Here is a 242-nt window from a genome sequence, read left to right as displayed (position 1 = left end):
GGAGAGGTCGGCCGGGTCCAGTTCCAGTCCGGAGACGGCGGCGAGGATCCGGTCCCGGTCGGCCGGGAAGTGCGACAGCAGGTAGAGCAGGGCGAGGGTCAGCGGGGTGCCGATGCCCTCGGTGCGCAGCAGCCCCAGGTACGCGTCCAGGTGGGCGCGGACCGCGCGGGCCACCGGCCCGGCGACGGTGGGGTGTTCGGACTCGGCGAGCAGGCCGAGCAGGATCGCCAGGTGCCCGCGGC

Annotated in this window: 1 pseudogene; it reads right to left on the bottom strand. The window is 75.6% G+C overall.

Annotation, left to right across the window (positions count from 1 at the left end):
- Positions 1–242, bottom strand: a pseudogene (locus B7767_RS41100) (class I SAM-dependent methyltransferase); the annotation flags it as partial.

The sequence above is a fragment of the Streptomyces sp. 13-12-16 genome (assembly GCF_002114215.1).
In the GTDB taxonomy this organism is placed as follows: domain Bacteria; phylum Actinomycetota; class Actinomycetes; order Streptomycetales; family Streptomycetaceae; genus Streptomyces.
The sequence above is the reverse complement of the archived record's forward strand: the minus strand, read 5'-3'. Positions and strand labels throughout refer to the sequence as shown.